Genomic DNA, 15349 nt, shown 5'->3' with positions numbered 1-15349 from the left:
CTGACAGACACCATCGGAAAAACCGGTAACTGTCAGATCAAGTCTGAACTACTACACTTTAACAGCGATCGGGGTTCGCAGTTTACCAGCCACGCTTTTATCAGCGTTCTGAAACGTGAAGCGAGGGGATTACAGCTAAAAAGAGTCCCGATAAATCTTCGGTCTCACTCTCGGCCCAGGCAAATAAATCTTGATGAGGTTAATGCGATTAATTCAAGTTAACGGTAGTAGTCCGCAATAAAACGACACTCCCAATCTCTTCCTGTTTCATATTCCGCCAAGTCTTTCAATGTAGAGTAGAAACGCTTCTTGGGAAGATTGGCTAGATGGCCAGTATGCTCTTCTAACTCTGGAATCTCTTCATCAACCCGGTCAGAGAGTCTCTGGAAGACCTCCGGTCCCGGTGACTCCCTGCCGGAAAGCTCTTCCTCATAGATCAAACAAAGCCGATCATAAGGATTATTTTCTTCATTCGTAGCTCCACTATTACAGGCGTTTGCCGATAACAGCAGGAAAATGGATAGAGCCCGAACATTTGTTTTTATACCACTATTCATCATCACCTCCTTTTACATGGCAAGCTCATGTCGCTCTTCATGTATCAGCCATACTTTTCGATCATTTGCCCCACGAAAAGGATCAACCAAAAAATATGAAACAACATGAACCGGAACAAAGGAGGCGCCTATTCGTGATTTACCTATCTCTTCCCGTTGCCAGAGTTCATCTCCTCCGCGCGCCAAAATTCGATGCGTGGTTTTTCCCAGACTGATTCCCGTTGCCGCCGCACTGAAGATAAGCCCTGCCCCACCCGATACAAAGCTTGCCCCTGCACCTGCTAGGGAAGTGAGAAGCGGGTAATCTCGACCGCCCATTAGGCGGTTATTGAGCATGAACGTATAGTTGTTCTCTATGACGCTGGGTAATGTCATCGCTTTTCGGTGCGCGACGCAATTCTCTTGTATTGCCAGTTTCTCGACAGGAGTCGATGGCTCATAAATCCAACGGCCGTTCAAAAATTTAGAGTGGGCAAGAAGGAAGGGCTTTTGACCGGAATTTTGCAGATACCTTTTTAAGCCAATCAAATCGCCTAAGGTTTTGATTCCCGTTTCTGGGCGAAGCTCGTCTAGATGCTGGAGAACAGATGGCGTCATAATTAATTTCCTTTTAATTTGTAGCTGCTAAAATCGGAGGATAAACTGCGGTGAAAGAATACCTCTGAGGTCAAATGAGTTCAACCCCTTACGGAGTGACACAAATCACATTATGTGCTGTATGAACGGCTTACCACGCTGATGCCATGGACCAGTTACCTTGAAATCAACCAACTCCCAACTCATGGTCTAGCATGCCTCCCTATTTTCCTGGATCGGCCCGGCAGGTGACAATCATCAGCAGTGAGCAATGGTAACTGTCCGTAAGGAACGACAGAATGGAAGAACTTGACTTTTTTTATCTGACACCAATAAATCAAAATGCGTCGATTTTAACGACTTCGCGGCGACCAGAGTCTGTCAATGTTAAAGGCTCGGTGCTGGAGAAGCAGTTTTCCCTTCCCAATGGCTGGCACCTCATCTTGACGACGGCAGATTCACCGTACGATGAGGCGCTTTACATCACAGTGATCGACCAGCACTTTGAGGTAACAGATCAAATCGAAATTTCCAGCGCGCTGGTGCCTGGAATACTTGAAGATGTAGAAGTTCAGAGTCATAACCGTTTGAAGTTTTCGTTTAACAAAGCGGACCCGTACATCCTCACTATTGACCCCAAGGGCTTCATAATCCCGAGATCAAGTGATAAGGGTAGAAGGCCCCTTAGGACGATTTTTAAGAAGAAGTACTTGCACATTCACTGAGAGGTGAAAACTATGGCTATTCCCAATACTGAGAGTATTCAGCGCAAACCGACCCACCCTGGTGAGATGCTGAGGGAGGACTTTATCCCGGATTACGGTTTAAGCGTCGTTAAGCTCGCCGAGCTCCTGGGGGTCTCTAGCCAGTCTGTGAACGAGTTGTTGCGCGAGCGCCGCTCGGTCAGCCCCGAAATGGCTCTGCGACTGGGCCGCCTGTTTGGCAACTCTCCCGAGTTTTGGCTGAACGCGCAGAGAGCCGTTGATCTATGGGAGGCCTCCCAGTCAGCTAAAGATGAGGTGGCCCGAATCGAGCCTCTGAACGCCGCTTAGCAAACGAACTTGTTCACTCGGGTCGGCGCAGTGCGCCGACGGCGACTACCAGAAAAGCAACATTTTAGGGTATATAACCTATCAATCTACAACTTACCGGTAGTTTTATGGGAAATAACCGGAAATATATAAATTATCTTGTCTTTTTTACAGAACCACCGGATTTATATAATCGCTCATTGAGCTCGCCACCATACACAACCGACAGATAGCTCTAGAGCCAGCCTCCTGGGATTTCACTTTTGTTACCACTCCATGAATTTTCTGTGATTGGACTCCCGCAGCCCCCACTGTCACCAGAGCTTCAAAATGCGTCCGTAACATCCTCTGACCATCGACGATTTCGTAACATCAGAGGTAAAGGACAACATGAACGTTTTCAGAGTATTTGCATTGAGCCTGCTCGCGCAGGCGGTACTGGTAGGTTGTAGCGGCGACGACGGGGACGTCGGCCCGAGGGGTGAACTGGGTGAGCAAGGCCCTCAAGGGGAACAGGGTCCACAGGGTGAACCGGCGCCCAAAGCCATCGACCTGACCATCCTGCACATGAACGACCACCATTCCCACATCGCCGCCGAGAGCTTTGACTTTGACGTGACCGGGTTGGTAGATGCCACCAATGAGGCCGCCGATGCCGTCACCGAGGTTGAGGTGACCTACGGCGGCTTCCCGATGCTGGTCAGTCTGTTCAATACGGTGGCCGGCCAACACGAAAACGTCCTGAAGCTGCACACGGGGGACGCCATCACCGGCACACTGTATTATTCGCTGTTCAACGGCGCAGCCGATGCGGCGGTCATGAACGAAGTCTGTTTCGACGCCTTCGCCCTGGGCAATCATGAGTTCGATGATGGCGACAGCGGCCTGGCGACCTTCCTGGACGCCCTGAATTCCACCGCCTGCGAAACCCCGGCACTGGCGGCCAATGTGCAGCCGGCCGAAGATTCAGCCATTGCCGACGGCTATATTCAGCCCTACACCATTGTCGAACGAGACGGTGAGCAGATTGGCATTATCGGCATTGATATCGCCGGTAAAACCAAGAACTCATCCAACCCCGACGAAGGGACTGAGTTCCTGGACGAGGTGACGACGGCCCAGGCCAACATCGACACCCTGTCCGAAATGGGCGTCAACAAGATCATTCTGCTGACCCACTACCAGTATCAGAACGATCTCGATCTGGCAGCCAGCCTGAGCGGCGTCGACGTGATTGTTGGCGGCGACTCACACACGCTGCTCGGCGACGAGACCTTTGCGGAACTGGGCTTTAACCCGGCCGGTGACTACCCGACGCAGGTGAACAACGCCGATGGCGAGCCCGTCTGTGTGGTTCAGGCCTGGGAGTACGCTCACCTGATGGGCAAGCTTCACGTCAGTTTTGACGAGGCCGGCGTGGTCTCTTCCTGCGCTGGTATGCCGCTGATGCCCATCAGCGATAACTTTGTCTATGAATATAATGAGGAAGAGACGCGCAGCCTGAACGCCGCCGATCAGTTCTCCGTGGTCCGGGCGCTGACTGCCCACCCGGAAGTGGTGGTTACCCAGCCAGACGCGAACACCACCAACCTGTTGTCGATTTACGACGCTCAGGTCAGTGTGCTGGAACAGACCGTGATTGGCAGCAGCGCGGAAGACCTGTGTCTGGAGCGTTTTCCGGGACAGGGGCGTTCTTCCCTGTGTGATGCCTCGGCGACCTATGAGCGCGGCAGCGACATTTCCAATATTGTTGCCAAAGCCTTTCTCACGGTGACACCAACGGCCGATATTGCCATTCAGAATGGCGGCGGTGTGCGGGTGGATGTGGAAACCGGCCCCTATACCATTGCCGATGCGTTTACCCTGTTGCCCTTCTCCAACACGCTGGTAACGCTGGACATGACCGGTCAGCAGATTATCGATGTGCTGGAAGACGCGCTGGCCAATGCCCTCGACAACGGCGGCTCCTCCGGCTCCTACCCCTACGCCTCCGGCCTGCGTTTTGAAGTAGATGCATCCCAGGGGAAAGGCAGCCGCGTGTCCAACGTGGAAGTGAACTCACAGGTAGCCGGTGACTGGACCGCCATTGATACCTCGGCCACCTACACCGTGGTCACCAATGACTTTATCGCCTCCGGGCAGGATGGCTACGATACCTTTGCGATTCCCTTCGACGCCGGCGATTACGAGGATACCTTCACCGAATACGCCCAGGGCTTTATCGATTATGTCGAAGCACTGACCGCTGATGGCCAGAACCTGATCAAACTGCCCGAAGCCGAGTACTCCACTCAGCGCTACATCGACTCCGGTGGCTGCGACCACAGCGCTGTGGCGACTTGCGCGGACGACAATAACCTATAAACGCGGTTGATCTACCCTGCAAAAGGCTCTTCGGAGCCTTTTTTTATGCCTGCCCCCTAATAGTCACCCCGACTCGCATCGCTCCCACGTCTGGTTTATAGTGGCACCCTACCGATTTCCACACTCAGCCCGTACCCAATAAACAGGCGAGCAATAACATCCCAACGGCAATGTGAACTTTCCCATGACTGTAAATACCCCTCGTATTTTCGCTGTTTTCGCCCTGGTGCTCCTGGGCGCCCTGTCCACTGCGTGCTCTGACTCCGACCAGGGCGCGGAAAAGCCCACCTCGACTCAGCCAGGCGACCTGCTGGGCTCTGTGCTGATCTTCTCCAAATCCCCCGAGTGGCAGCACGAGTCGATCCCGGCCGGGGTCCAGGCAGTGACCGATCTGGTGGAGGCACGCGGTCTGACAGCAGAGGCAACGGATGACGCCAGCGTGTTTACCGATGAGCAGCTCCAGACGATGGCGGCGGTGGTGTTCGTCAACACCCGCGGAGATGTGCTCAACGCACAGCAGCAACTGGCGTTCGAGCGCTACATCCAGGCGGGCGGCGGCTTTGTGGGCATCCACTCGGCGGCGGACACCGAGGGCGACTGGCATTGGTATCGCCGCCTGCTGGGCGCGACGTTCAAATCCCACCCCAGCGACCCGGCGGACGTGCAGGCGGCCACCATCAAGGTGGTCAACTCCCATCACCCGGCCACCGAAACGCTACCGGCGCAGTTCCGGCTGGCGGACGAGTGGTACGATTTTCAGCAGCTGTCCGATCGCCGCACCGACCTGCTGACCCTTGACGAGCGCAGCTACCAGGGCGGCCAGCACGGCGCTTACCACCCTATCGCCTGGTACCACGACTTTGACGGTGGGCGGGCCTTCTACACCGGCCTGGGCCATACCATCGAGATGTTCAGCGAACCGTTATTTTTGAAGCACCTGGACGGGGGGCTTGAGTATGCCCTGGCCGAACGTCGGCCGCTGGATTACGCCGAGGTGAAACCGGACCCCCGCCGCTTCAAGCGCGACATTCTGGTGGATGACCTGAACGAGCCGGTGAGCTTTGATGTGACCGAGGACTACAGCGCCGCCATGATCGCCCAGCGCCAGGGCAAGCTCTTCTGGGTGGATGTAGGCACCCGGGAAATGACCGAAATGGCCGAGTTTGAAGTGTTCGCGCCTGCCAAAAACATCGAGTTTGGCCTGATTGCGGTGGCCTTCGACCCCGACTTTGCCGAGAACGGGCTGATCTACGCGATGTACAACCTGCCGGACGAGAGCGGCGAGCACGATCTGCTGCAACGGCTGGCGCAGTTCAAGGTGGACGAAAAAACCGTGGACATGGCCTCTGAGCAGGTGTTGATGGACATCCCCAACGACGACACCTGCTGCCACACCGGTGGCAACCTGGAGTTTGACCAGCACGGCAACCTGTTCGTCGCCCTGGGGGACAATGCCAACCCCTTCGAGTCCAACGGCTCCGGTCCGATCAACAACACCGCCGAAGGCACGCATCACGATGCCCTGCGCAGCGCGGGCAACACTCAGGACCTGCGCGGCAAGATCCTGCGTATCCAGCCGGACAAGAACGGCGGTTACCGCATTCCCGAGGGCAACCTGTTCGAGGACCCGGAACAGGGCCGCCCCGAAATTTATGTGATGGGCACCCGCAACCCCTACACCATCGCCGTGGATGAGAGCACCGGCACGCTCTATTACGGCGATATCGGCCCCGACGCCAAGGAAGAAACGGCCGATTTCGGCCCGCGCGGCTACGATGAAATCAACAAAGTGACCGAAGCCGGCAACTTTGGCTGGCCCACCATGGTGGGCAACAATATTCCCTACCGCATGTACGACTACGAGAAAGAAACCAGTGGCAAGCTGTTCGATCCCCTGGCGCCAGAGAATTTCTCGCCGCGCAACACCGGGCTGAAGGTACTGCCACCGGCCCAACCGGCGCTGATCTGGTACCCCTACAACAACTCCGAGCGCTTCCCCGAACTGGGACAGGGCGGCCGCAACGCCCTGGTGGCCGGTGTCTACCCGAACTCCGGTGAGTTGGCCTACCCTGCCTACTATCAGGGTAAGTTGATCATCGGCGACTTTATGCGCAGTTGGATCAAGGTCGTCACCCTGGATGAGTACGACAGTGTAGTCAAAATCGAAGACCTGGCCCCGAATGTCGACTTTGCCGGGCCGCTGGACCTGAAAATTACCCCCGATGGCCGCCTGTGGGTGTTGGAATACGGCTCCCAGTGGTGGGCTGGCGGTAAAGAGGCCAAGCTGAGCGTGGTGGAATACGACGCGAACGCTGACTTGGGCGAGCTGAACGACGATGAGGTAGCCTCCGGCGCTGGCAACGACGGCATCGGGCATGAAGCCCAGCTTGAGATCGCCGAAGGTAAAGCGGCCGCCAAAGACACCAGCTGTGTGGCCTGCCACCAGGAGCGCGCTGACTCCGTGGGCCCGAGTTTCCTGGCCATCAAGCAGAAGTACGGCGACCTGGATGACCCCACGGCCTACATCGCCAGCGCCATCGCCAATGGCAGCTCCGGCAAATGGGGCGAACACGCCATGCCTGCGCATAACTTCCTGGAACAGGAGACCCGGGAGAAATTGGCGGCCTACATCTTATCCATCACGCCGGAAGGCGAGGAATAAAAGCGCATCGCGCGTCGCTTGAGACGAAACGACTATGCCCGCATTGTTTGAAGAAATCGACAGCCAGAACTCCCCGCTCGGGGAGATCTCCCTGCGCCGTCGCCGCATGCCCGCCTTTGGCGACCGGGACATCTATGAGGTCAAGCTGGGCGATGAATTCCTGATGTCCAGCATGTTTGTGGAAGCCGAAGAAGCCCTGTCCACGCTGGGCCTGGCGGCCGTGGAGGGCGACCCGCTCAGTGTTGTGGTGGGCGGCCTGGGCCTGGGCTATACCGCTGTGGCGGCACTCAAGGACGAGCGGATTTCCGAGCTGTTTGTGGTCGAGGCCCTGGATACCGTGATTGGCTGGCATCGCGACGAAAAAGTGCCGCTCGGGAAAATACTCAATGCCGATGCGCGCAACCACTACGTGCTGGACAGTTTCTTTGACCTGGCAACGGACCCCGAGGCCGGTTTTGACCCGGAAGACCCAACCAAGCGTTTCGATGCGATTCTTCTGGATATCGATCACTCCCCCACCGAATACCTGAATTCCGGTAACGCCGGGTTTTACACCTCGGAAAACCTGGGGCTGATGGCGGCGAAGCTCAAACCCAAGGGTGTGTTCGCCATGTGGTCCCAGAACCTGCCGGAAGCGCGCTTTGAAGCCTTGCTGAAAACAGTGTTCGAGCGTGTGGAATCCAACGTGGTTTCTTTCTATAACCCGTTTCAAAGCGGCGAATCGACCAACTCGGTGTACGTCTGCATGAAGGGCAACTAAGACAGGCAATCCGGGAGTCAGGGGTAAAGCCGCTGCCATAGCCTCACGGCCGCTTGTGGGTTAGGATGAGGATTGCACATTTGCCTCATCCACCCAGCCCGAGGAGAGACTGCCCCTATGGATCCCCATCCCAAGCATCCGCGCGAAAAAGCCCTGAAACTGAACCTGGAGGACACCCGGTACGGCTCCTTTGCCGAAATTGGCGCGGGGCAGGAGGTAGTACGGTGGTTCTTTCAGGCCGGAGGCGCAGCGGGCACGATTGCAAAAAGTATCTCCGCTTACGATATGACGGTGAGCGATGCCATTTACGGCAAATGCGCCCGCTACGTCTGTCGGGAGCGACTGGAATCCATGCTCACCTACGAGTACGACCTTACCCTGGAGCGCCTGGCGCTAGACCGGGGTGAGAGTACCGCCTTCTTTTCCTTTGCCAACACCGTCTCCGCGCGCAACTACCATGGCACCAACGAGTGCCATGGCTGGCTGGGGATACGCTTCCAGGCCGAGCCCGGCGCCCAGGCCAGCGAAATCATTATTCATGTGCGCATGCTCGACAGCGAAAACGCGTTGCAGCAGGAGGCCCTGGGCATCGTCGGCGTGAACCTCGTCTATGGCGCCTGCTTTTTGAGCGATGATCCGGACCTGCTGGTGCAATCGCTGCTCGACGGCCTCAGTGTGAATCGCCTGGAAGTCGATATGGTGGACTTCTCCGGCGCAGCCTTTGAGCAGGTGGACAATCGCGTTCTCAGCCTGCGCCTGGTTCAGCTGGGCCTGAGTGATGCCGCCATGTTTGCCGCCGACGGCCGCGTGCTTCAGCCCTCCGAGCACCTGCGCAAGAAATCCGTGCTGGTGGAGCGGGGACGTTTTCGCCCGGTGACCCATGTGAATATCGACATGCTCGACTCCGCATTGACCGCCATGGAAGCCGAGACCGGAGCCGAATCCGGAGAGACGGTCGCCATTATGGAAATGGCCCTGAAGAACCTGAACGCCGGGGGCGACGTCGATCTGGACGATTTCATCAGCCGGGCCGAGGTACTGGAGGCCGCCGGCCACACAGTGATGATTTCGGACTACCCGGAATACCACCGTCTGGCGTCTTACCTCAGCCGGAACACCCAGGGCCGCATCGGCATTACCATGGGCGCCCACAGCCTCGCCGAGCTGTTTGAGGAAAGCTATTATAAAGACCTTCCCGGGGGCCTTTTGGAAGGCTTCGGCCGGCTGTTCAAAAACAAGGTCAAACTGTATATCTACCCCTATCGCGACCCGAACACTGCCCAGTTGATCAAAGCAGACAACCTTGAGGTTCCCAAGCCCCTTCGCCACCTCTACCAGCACCTGTTGGACAATAGCCATATCGTGCAACTGGAGCGGTACAACGAAGACTACCTGGATATTTTCTCCCCGAACGTGCTTGAACAGATCGGCTCTGGCCAATCCGGGTGGGAACATCAGGTTCCGGATGTGGTGGCCCAGAAAATCAAACGCCAGAAGCTGTTTGGCTACCATTGACACAAAAAAAGAGGGCCCGCAGTAAGCGAGCCCTCTTTTTTCGCGTGCCAGCCTCACTGCCCCCCCCTTATTCGGCAATCGCATCCTCAGGAATGGTGGTTTCCGCTTCCGGGTCCGTATTGATCGTATTGCCGTTCTGAACAATCTTGACCATATACCAGTAGGTTTTACCTGGCTCCAGAGCCTCATCCAGGTAAGTACCGTTCATGCCGGCACCGGCAACGATACGGTCGCGCCCCAAGAGCTCCTGCACGTCGTTCCGGTATATTTCGATATACGTAATTTCCGGCTCAAAGTATTGAAGATTCCAGGAGACCTGAACGGAGGTACCGTTGACAATGGTGGCCGTCAAGTTGGTCACGGGCACTTCATCGACAAAAGGCTTTCTGATTTCGCCTTCGGCCTCGGTGTTGGTGGTTTCGCCATCGTGCACCACCTTGAACATGTACCAATAGGTTTTGCCGGCTTCGGCGGTTTCATCGACAAAGCTGCCACTGGTGGCGGCACCGGCGAGAATACGCTCGCGATCATCAAAATTCGCCTGATCATTGCGGTAGATTTCAATATAGGTAATCTCGCCGCTGAAATTCTCCAGTGACCAGTTCAGCACGATGTTGGTATTGTCGAACTCGGTGGTCAGGTTGGTCATCACCGACCCCAGGCCTTCGCTGTTGTTGAATACCGCCTCGTAGCTGGTAGCCATGGCCGCGGTATCAAACTCATAGATGAAGTCCGCAGATGCTTCGGCACGATCACCATCCAGCCATTGAGTGAACTCATCGCCTTCGTTAGCCAGCGCTTTGAGCGTCATCGGGGCACCTTCAGGATACTCGAACGCTTGTGAGTAAGTGCCTGCTTCGGGCGTGGGTGACGACACACTCATGGCAAAAGTTGGTTTCAGCGCACTGACTAGGGGTGCCACTGAATTGACCCCGCTCAGCTCCTCCAGCCCTTCCGCCACCAGGCGTGCCATTTCGACGGCGCCCTGCTTCTGAAAGTGCACGGTGTCCGAGGCGGCCGTGGCGTTTCCGTATTGGTCGGCACCGAAGCCCATGTAGTAAAACTCGTTAGCGTAGTCTTCGCCAACCAGTTCAAGTAGCGCTTTGTTTTTTGCGTTGAGGTCAACCAGCGGCACGCCAAGATCGGCGGCCAGCTCACGGGTGACCACCGGATGTTCATGGTAAGCATCGTAGGGAACGCCGTTTTGCCATTGGTTGCGACGCACCGTGGTCACAAAGATGGGCGTTGCGCCCAGCTCCCGGGTCTCTTCCGCGAAATTGGTCATATAGCCTTCGAACACACCGCCGGTGGGCGCTCTGCGCTCCTCATCCTGCGCTCGGTCGTTAATGCCGAACTGAATGAAGACGAAATCACCTTCCTGAACGCTGGCTTTGACATCGGCCCAGTGGTTTTCATAGTAGCTTTTTGAGCTACGCCCACCCAGGGCCCGGTTGTCGATGGTGATTTTGGATTCATCAAAGTAATGCTGAAACACTTGCCCCCAGCCGGTTTGCGGGTAGTAACCGTCGGCGTAATCGGCAACGGTCGAATCACCAATCAGGTAAGCGGTCGCGGCCTCAAAATTGAACTCAGGCACAACCCCGTTGAAAGCGGCGATCAGGGTGAGCTTTCCAACCGGCATGGTCGTCTGATACAGGTTGACTTCACTGGCCACCTGGCCAGCGGTATACCAGGCGTCAAAGGTATCGCTATCCCCAGCTCTCACCTTGAGGGTCAACGGCGTACCCGCCGGGTAGTTGTTCCCCTGGGTGTAAAGGCTGTCGCTGGCGCCCTCCTGCTCGACCGTCAGGGCGTATCGTTGCTTTACTCCGTCCAACAGCGTCATCAGGGACTCATTACCATTCAGTTCTTCAAGGCCTTCCACCACCAGACGAGCCATTTCCACAGCCCCGGACTCCTGGAAGTGAGTGCCATCGTTGCTGCCCTCGGGGTAATTCTCGTACTCGCCAGCGTCCAGAATCAGGTAGAGGTAATGCGATGCCTGCTCTTGCCCAAGGGAGTTCACCAACTCCCAGGATTTGGCGTTCAGGTCGATATAGGCAGCGTCCAGATCCGTCGCCACTTTGGCCATGGAACCTGCATAGTCATTGCCTTCCTCGGTGAACACATTGCGCAGTGCACCGTCGCGGTAGGCATTCATGACCATCGGGCTGACCAGTATCGGTGTCGCCGACTTCGCACGAGTCTCTTCCACGTATTCGGTCAGATAGACTTCGTAATCGTCTGTGGAGGTATAGCGCTCTTCTTTGGTCCAGTCCCGGTCGTTGTGCCCAAACTGGATCATCACATAGTCGCCCTCGTCCACCTCGGCCAGAACGTCATCCCAGATGCCATCGACTTTGTAGCTTTTGGAGCTGCGACCACCTCGAGCCCGGTTGAGAACCTCAATGTCACTCTCATCGAAATAATGCTGGAGAACCTGACCCCAGCCTGCCTGTGGATAGGAGGACGAGTTATAGCTGGCAACCGTTGAGTCCCCGACTACAAACAGCTGAACATCGGCACCCGGCTCGTCAACCACTGGCTCCTCTGCCTGGTCCTCTTCGGTCTGCTCTTCTTCGTCCGGGACATCCTCGTTGCCCTCTTCTTCCTCTTCGGGAGCGGTAGGTGTGGTCGGTGTTTGCGGCTCACTGGGAGTGTTGTCGGGGGTGGAGTTACTGCCCCCGCCGCATCCGGCAAGTGCGATGGTCAGGAGTAGCAGCCATAGGTATTTATTCATGTTATTCCTCTTGAATTTTTATGTTATGTAGTAACAACCTGAAAGATCAGCCAACTGATTCACCGCACACTATTATTCTATTTTAGGTCATTTGCAAGCATTTTAGATCATTTAAATTAATATTAAGTCATATAATCATTATCAACTAATGATGTATTAGTTATTATTGGCGATTTGATCATAATCAATCAGAATATCTGAGCTCGAATAAAATCAGAGTGGTTGTCAATATTTGAAATTAGTGGCGTTGTTATTTATTAGGATTATTTATAAAGGGGTGCACTCGTGATAAAGGTTTTCGATGCTATATAGTGACAAGACAGCACTTGACTTCATTCCTACGAGCAACCCATGAAAAGCATACTGTTTGACCTCGACAACACCCTGCTGGACAGAGCGAGCTCCCTTATCGGATTCTGTCACTGGCAAGCCACTAGCTCACTGGGAATCGACAACTCGGAGAAGTTTGTGGGACGGTTTGTCGAGCTCGATAGCAATGGATCGGTTTGGAAGGACCAGGTTTACCAATGCCTGAAAGGCGAATTCTCTATTCCACAGAGCGTTGACGAGCTGGTGGACGAGTACCTTAACCACTTTCGAAATTTTTGTGCCGAAAGACCAGGGGCTTCGGATGCAGTTCGGCAGCTTGCTCGCGAAGGCTATAAAATTGGCTTGGTCTCTAACGGTAAAAGCCCTTTCCAGGAAGAAAACCTATCAGCGCTCGGCATAGCCGACTTCTTTGATTCGATTATCGTTTCCGAGGCAGTAGGTTGCCGAAAACCTGACCCCAGCATTTTTGAGCTGGCCTGCAAGGAGCTGGCGGTTTCGCCGGATCAGTGCATTTTCATCGGAGACAACCCAGTTGCCGACATCCGGAGCGCTGCCAAGGTCGGCATGTATACCGTTTTTATTCCCAGCGAACTTTATGGCGACAGGTGTGCCGAAGCGGATGCTGTTTGTCGAAGTTACGCTGAGTTGTTGTCTATTATTGAAAACGCTGAAAGCAGATCAATCTCTCAGCAGTGATCATATTTGAATTTCATATAGGTAATACCCGGACTCAGCACCAACCGCCAGGCCAGCTCCACGTCATCGTCGAATAGAGGATCATAGCGTTTGACTGTGTCCATCAGGGACTCGAGCCAGAGATCATACAGAAACGGGGGAACATCCAGGCCTTTGCAGCTGTGATTGGCGGCGATACGCTCAAGCACGTTATCGACCGATCCACTCGCATAAAAGGTCAGCAAACTGTAGAAGGACTTTTTCAACATGGTGCGCTGCTTAACCATATCCGTATGGCGGAATTTGTGAGACACCAGAGGAGAGGCAGCAAGGAAACGATGGTAAAAGCCCTCAAAAAACGGCTGCCCGTCCCGTACTCCAACGGCTACGCGTTCATAGCTTTCGTCAAACAACCGTTCGTAGCTCATCGTAGACTCCGAAGGTATGCCACAGCCGGGCTGACGCCTGAAGCTGCATTTTCCTATGCAAGGGCTGATTCCTGTTGTTTAAACCTCAAGTGTCGTTCATATTTACCTAATGACCAACGTTAAACGACGTTTATTTGAGCTGTATCAACACTGCGCGAGGAAAGTGCCATGAACTTTTTTGAAGACCACCTCAACGAACTCAACCTGCTGGCCCTGTTCGACTCAGCATCCTCTCAGGAGGGCCTCAAAGTACACCAGCACTCCGCCGACCCCGCGATGGTGGCCGCAGCGGAGCAACTCCACCAGAAGGGCCTGATTACCCAGAAGGACGGTGGGTATCTCACGCCGCTAGGCAGTGACGTCGTGGAGCATGTACAGAAAATCCAGGCCGTGCTTCGTAGCAGCTGAACACCGACGCCGGGCAATTTTTCGCCCCCTGTCTATAATCAGAGGTGCCGTTCGACCAGTTACCGGGGCTGACTGACCGGGCCCTACTCGTATCTGGACACCATGAGGGCACACTGATGACCGACACCATCCTTTTGGGTACCCGTAAAGGTACCGTCATGATCGACCGACGGGGGGCGGGCTGGCGACCCCGTCCTATCCTTCACGCCGGCGTTCCGGTCTGCTATGCCGCCCGGGATCCTCGCGATGGCACTCTCTGGGCCTCCCTGGATCACGGCCACTGGGGGCCCAAGCTGTCTCGCTCGCGGGATGGCGGTAAGACCTGGGACGATATCTCGTCGCTGAAGTACCCGGAGGGTGCGCGTCATATCGCCCAGGTACTGCCCACCCCAGATTTCGATCCCGAGGCGCCCGCCGGCACACCGGAATACGCCAATGCGACGGTGTACAAGATCTGGCATCTGGCCTTTGGCGGGCCGGACCAGCCCGGTCGACTCTACGCCGGCACCATCCCCGGAGGGCTGTTTGTCAGTGATGACGGCGGGGATACCTGGGAGCTAAACCGGCCGCTGTGGAACCATGAGAGTCGCGGCGGCGATCTGTTTGCCGGGGATGCCACCAGTGAAAACCAATGGGGTGGCACACCCGCGAGTATTGATTACGGGGTGTTTGAGCCGGGCATTCATTCCATCATTGTCGATCCGCGCGACCCGAATCACTTGCATGTGGCGGTCTCCTCCGCCGGGGTGCTCGAATCGACGGATGGCGGCAAAACCTGGGCCGGGCGCAACCGTGGCATGCTGATGGACTATCTGCCGAACCCAGAAGCCGACTGGGGGCACGACCCGCACTTTGTAACCCAATGCCCCGGCCAGCCGGACCACCTATGGCAACAGAACCACTGTGGCGTGTTCTACAGTGACGACGGCGCTCAAAGCTGGAAGAAGGTCAGCGACCCGGACACGGGCGTAAACTTTGGCTTCCCGGTGGCCGTGGATGAACAGGATGGCCGCACCGCCTGGGTGGTACCGGGCCGGAGCGACGCCCAGCGTATGACCATCGACGGCGGACTGTTTGTCGCCCGTACCGAGGATGGCGGCCAGTCCTGGCAGGCACTGCGCAACGGCCTGCCCCAGGAGAATGCCCACGACATCGTGCTGCGCCACGCCCTGGACGTCTCAGGTGATTGCCTGTGCTTTGGCAGCACCACCGGCAATGCCTACCTGTCGGAAGACCGAGGCGAAACCTGGCAGTGCCTGGGCAACAACTTTCCGCCCATCTACTCCGTGCGGTTTGGTTGACC

13 protein-coding genes are annotated in these 15349 nt (G+C 55.9%); 9 read left to right on the top strand and 4 right to left on the bottom strand.

Annotated elements, in window-relative coordinates:
* Positions 1 to 218: 218 nt before the first annotated feature.
* Together CMG77_RS15315 and CMG77_RS15310 are read right to left on the bottom strand one after the other, a co-directional pair.
* On the bottom strand, positions 219 to 557 hold the full coding sequence (locus tag CMG77_RS15315) for a hypothetical protein (RefSeq protein WP_286805897.1): 339 nt from the start codon (positions 555 to 557) through the stop codon (positions 219 to 221).
* Between the two features lie 12 nt (positions 558 to 569).
* Complete coding sequence (locus CMG77_RS15310) at positions 570 to 1154, bottom strand: hypothetical protein (RefSeq protein WP_286805899.1); 585 nt, start codon at positions 1152 to 1154, stop codon at positions 570 to 572.
* A gap of 278 nt (positions 1155 to 1432) precedes the next feature.
* Between CMG77_RS15310 and CMG77_RS15305 the strand changes: the two genes are divergently transcribed.
* From CMG77_RS15305 to CMG77_RS15280, 6 genes are all read left to right on the top strand, one after another.
* Positions 1433 to 1858, top strand: a complete 426-nt coding sequence (locus tag CMG77_RS15305; protein WP_286875259.1) for a hypothetical protein — start codon at positions 1433 to 1435, stop codon at positions 1856 to 1858.
* Positions 1859 to 1870: 12 nt separating this feature from the next.
* Positions 1871 to 2185, top strand: a complete 315-nt coding sequence (locus CMG77_RS15300; RefSeq protein WP_286875257.1) for a HigA family addiction module antitoxin — start codon at positions 1871 to 1873, stop codon at positions 2183 to 2185.
* 369 nt (positions 2186 to 2554) lie between these two features.
* Positions 2555 to 4528 (top strand): NAD nucleotidase, encoded by a 1974-nt coding sequence (nadN, locus tag CMG77_RS15295; protein ID WP_286875254.1) that lies wholly within the window; start codon positions 2555 to 2557, stop codon positions 4526 to 4528.
* A 184-nt stretch (positions 4529 to 4712) separates the two neighbouring features.
* On the top strand, positions 4713 to 7190 hold the full coding sequence (locus CMG77_RS15290) for a ThuA domain-containing protein (RefSeq protein ID WP_286805905.1): 2478 nt from the start codon (positions 4713 to 4715) through the stop codon (positions 7188 to 7190).
* Between the two features lie 34 nt (positions 7191 to 7224).
* Complete coding sequence (locus CMG77_RS15285; RefSeq protein WP_286805907.1) at positions 7225 to 7950, top strand: polyamine aminopropyltransferase; 726 nt, start codon at positions 7225 to 7227, stop codon at positions 7948 to 7950.
* 117 nt (positions 7951 to 8067) lie between these two features.
* A complete protein-coding gene (locus tag CMG77_RS15280) occupies positions 8068 to 9465 on the top strand; it encodes a hypothetical protein (RefSeq protein WP_286805909.1) in 1398 nt (465 codons plus the stop codon).
* A gap of 67 nt (positions 9466 to 9532) precedes the next feature.
* Here the strand turns inward: CMG77_RS15280 and CMG77_RS15275 are convergent, their stop codons facing one another.
* Positions 9533 to 12205: a GDSL-type esterase/lipase family protein gene (locus tag CMG77_RS15275; protein ID WP_286805910.1), complete on the bottom strand. Its 2673-nt coding sequence runs from the start codon at positions 12203 to 12205 to the stop codon at positions 9533 to 9535.
* A 351-nt stretch (positions 12206 to 12556) separates the two neighbouring features.
* Between CMG77_RS15275 and CMG77_RS15270 the strand changes: the two genes are divergently transcribed.
* On the top strand, positions 12557 to 13231 hold the full coding sequence (locus tag CMG77_RS15270) for an HAD family hydrolase (protein WP_286805912.1): 675 nt from the start codon (positions 12557 to 12559) through the stop codon (positions 13229 to 13231).
* Here the strand turns inward: CMG77_RS15270 and CMG77_RS15265 are convergent.
* Entirely contained in the window at positions 13222 to 13638 is a 417-nt protein-coding gene (locus tag CMG77_RS15265; protein WP_286805914.1) for a globin, read from the bottom strand. The two genes, CMG77_RS15270 and CMG77_RS15265, sit on opposite strands and share 10 nt — an antisense overlap.
* Before the next feature lie 168 nt (positions 13639 to 13806).
* Between CMG77_RS15265 and CMG77_RS15260 the strand changes: the two genes are divergently transcribed.
* Together CMG77_RS15260 and CMG77_RS15255 are read left to right on the top strand one after the other, a co-directional pair.
* Positions 13807 to 14046, top strand: a complete 240-nt coding sequence (locus tag CMG77_RS15260; RefSeq protein ID WP_024460766.1) for a TIGR02647 family protein — start codon at positions 13807 to 13809, stop codon at positions 14044 to 14046.
* A gap of 116 nt (positions 14047 to 14162) precedes the next feature.
* Complete coding sequence (locus CMG77_RS15255; RefSeq protein WP_286875247.1) at positions 14163 to 15347, top strand: sialidase family protein; 1185 nt, start codon at positions 14163 to 14165, stop codon at positions 15345 to 15347.
* Positions 15348 to 15349 lie beyond the last annotated feature (2 nt).

Origin of the sequence: Marinimicrobium sp. (assembly GCF_002695945.1) — a bacterium.
Classification (GTDB): Bacteria; Pseudomonadota; Gammaproteobacteria; order Pseudomonadales; family Cellvibrionaceae; genus Marinimicrobium; species Marinimicrobium koreense.
Note: the sequence above shows the minus strand (reverse complement) of the source record. Positions and strands in the feature narration are given on the sequence as shown.